This is a genomic window from Sapientia aquatica (assembly GCF_004358105.1).
GTDB classification, from domain to species: domain Bacteria; phylum Pseudomonadota; class Gammaproteobacteria; order Burkholderiales; family Burkholderiaceae_D; genus Solimicrobium; species Solimicrobium aquaticum.
This window is the reverse complement of record NZ_SMYL01000034.1, coordinates 1-2,683: the sequence shown is the minus strand read 5'-3', so window position 1 is coordinate 2,683 and position 2,683 is coordinate 1. Positions and strand designations below refer to the sequence as shown.

The window sequence follows — 2,683 nt, the reverse complement described above, 5'->3', positions numbered from 1 at the left end:
GCCATGTGGATTCTTTTGATGCAGCGGATGCTGGCTTGGTCATTTCGCACTCCGGTTGATTAAACTGGAATGGATTGTGTCGCAATTAGATTCGGTTGAAAATAACGCCGCTCAGGAACCGGTTACGTCCGTTTGAACTGTATTTAGGCAAGGGCATTAATTCATTTTGTTCTATGTATTGCTCTTTGCCGTCAGGTAAGCGCTTCCACTTTCCTGTTGCTGGACAGGTATCACCGGCGTATGCAAAGATCTTTCTGTTACTTGTTTGATGTCGTAATGAGGTAGTCTCGGCATCAATAATTAATTTTTGAAAAAGTAAATTTACTGCATCGTCATCCCAAAAATTATCACGTAAGTGGATAAAAAGCTTTAAACCTCTTGCCGTTAGTTTAATCGCACCGATTCGTTGGTCATCCCATTCAATAAGTCCCTCTTGCTGTGCAATGTCGATTGATTGGCTGCATAAACGTTTAGGGAGATTAACGTAAAAAATGGATGAAATGAAAGCTCGTAAAGGTACCGAGTCGGTTCCCTCATAGTCGCTCATAGCAAATGAATAAAAAATGGTTTCTATTCGTAGCTGACTATCTGCGTTACTCACGTGCATTTTTACCTTCTTAATAGAATGCTGTTCAACTCAGCGTTAACTTGAGATCACTTATTTTTGAAATTAACGCTGGGATTATTTTTCTTGTTCGATTAATCGTGTCGGTTGTTTTTCAAGTTTCCCATTAATGATCAAAAAATCGGTGACGCTTCCGCCAAAAATATCAGTCACGGTGTAACCAATTTTATCGTCAGTTTTAATAACCTCAGCACTAGAACCACATTTTGGGAAGTCTCTATCAATAATTTTTAATTTATTGTTTGAGACCGATATTAGATAACTCTTTTCATCAGCGCGACCTAGCCGGCAAGTGGTAATCTCATCTTTGTATTCTATCGGACGCATCATGTGAACGATAAAATAGTCAGCATTGCCGCTTCGTATCGTGTTTATGTTTACGCTTTCTAAATGGTAGCCATTTTTTAATAGCATATTCAATTCAGCACAATAGAAATACTGTGTCGAACTATTATTGGACAATCGCATAATAAATATCCCATTTTTGGGATCGAAACCTTGGGTATCACTCGAAATACCAGCATTATCAATAATCAAAAACTCAACTGGGTCAAAGCCTTTAGAAAAATTTTCCCTATATTTTTCTTCAATAGATAGACTGACTTTTGGTTGCCTTTGCGCTGTTGCGGGTTGAGTTAATATGCACGATAGAAATATAAAAATTGCTGTCTTATTGAAACTCATGATAATTCTTCTCAGTTAGTTTTCTGCACGTGGTCAATGTAACAAACGCCCGAATAATGCCAAGGATGTTCCTCTGTCTGACCCTCCCTCATTTTTGAATATTGATCTTTATCACGTTTGCGTAATTCCGCTTCAGTTTTTCCCATATTTAACTTTTGCGCGCTTATGTCCCATCCAATATTTCCGGTCGCCGTGTCACAAAGAATATTTGGGTTTCGCTCCCAAGTTTTTTTTGAGTCATTGTATGTATGGTATTCGCCACCATTCCAGCGACTGATGGCTTCAACTTCCAACATTTCATTTGTGTACTGTCTGTCTTTTTTTCCTAAATAATTTTTTGCGATTTTTCTTTTTATTTCAAACAATTTAATAGCTTCGTCCAAGTGCTTTCTCCATTGCCAAATTTGTTCAAAAGTTGGTGGCGGAGTTGTTAGCTGCGCTAAGCCATAACCCTTATCACCGGATACTATCGGTTCAGAGTCCAACAAAATAAAATGTTTATGCTGTGACTCTTGCTTAATTAATTTGCTCAAACTGCCGGCATTTTTTGAGATTAAATAATCGTCCACTTGTTTCTGGGTCGGTTGTTTTCCTAATATGTAAACTGTTCGCTTAAAGACTTGTTTATCGACGATCACTTTGACGACTAACTTACCGCCAATGACCTTACCTATTTTTTTCGCGTCCCATGTTTTAGCACGTTGGTCAAAATTGCCTTGCTCTTTGAATGTTTGGACTAGCTTGCCACGGGCTTTTTCACGTAAGCCACTAACTTTTGCTTCCCAACTTATCTCCCATAACCACTTATATGGTGGCTCGATTTCTGTTGTTATTTCGAAAGCGATTTCTGGAAAACGTGCTTCGTCATCAATATAAAATTTTTCACCCGTCGCGGGCTTTACCCACTCACCGCTATCTGTTTCTACAACGACTACTTTTGTGAGCGATTTTTTAGTTTTGTTCGTTACGCTGGCGGACGCAACGCCTTTTGATAAGGTGTTGGTCTGCGATACTTTGTCTAATTTTTTAGAAGGTGCATTTTTCGATGTGGCCACTTTAAACCTCTAATTAAGATGAACGGCTAATGATGAAGGCGTTTTTGTCGATACTCGTTGAGACATCCCATTCGCATCTGTTATTCCTTTCCAAGTCTTTCCGCATGCACTGGAGATGGTATAGGCGATGTTCGGCAAGGGATTTCCTAACTCATCTAGGAATCTAAACTGCTCTTCAAATGGAGATGGGTTCGGTAATTCTGGCAACTCCACAGGCCTACTCAACGGCCCCAGCGACGTGTGTGCCGCGGCATGTTCTGTCCACGTTCCTTTGGTTCCGCTTTTGATTCCGTTGGCACTCCATTCGGTGAAGCTGCCG

3 protein-coding genes and 1 pseudogene are annotated in these 2,683 nt (G+C 40.0%); all 4 read right to left on the bottom strand.

Translation table 11 applies throughout. From position 1 onward, the window contains the following. Positions 1–85: 85 nt before the first annotated feature. The gene (locus E2I14_RS19110) at positions 86–601 is read right to left on the bottom strand and encodes a hypothetical protein (protein WP_133331529.1); all 516 of its coding nucleotides are present in this window, start codon (positions 599–601) and stop codon (positions 86–88) included. Positions 602–682: 81 nt separating this feature from the next. Beyond that, the gene (locus E2I14_RS19105) at positions 683–1,309 is read right to left on the bottom strand and encodes a hypothetical protein (RefSeq protein ID WP_133331527.1); all 627 of its coding nucleotides are present in this window, start codon (positions 1,307–1,309) and stop codon (positions 683–685) included. Positions 1,310–1,320: 11 nt separating this feature from the next. Then, positions 1,321–2,364, bottom strand: a complete 1,044-nt coding sequence (locus E2I14_RS19100; protein ID WP_133331525.1) for a hypothetical protein — start codon at positions 2,362–2,364, stop codon at positions 1,321–1,323. 9 nt (positions 2,365–2,373) lie between these two features. Beyond that, positions 2,374–2,683: pseudogene (locus E2I14_RS19535) on the bottom strand (type VI secretion system tip protein VgrG); the annotation flags it as partial.

Excerpts from the sequence above, each read along its gene's own strand:
- E2I14_RS19105 (WP_133331527.1), bottom strand. The coding sequence starts at position 1,309 with ATGAGTTTCAATAAGACAGCAATTTTTATATTTCTATCGTGCATATTA.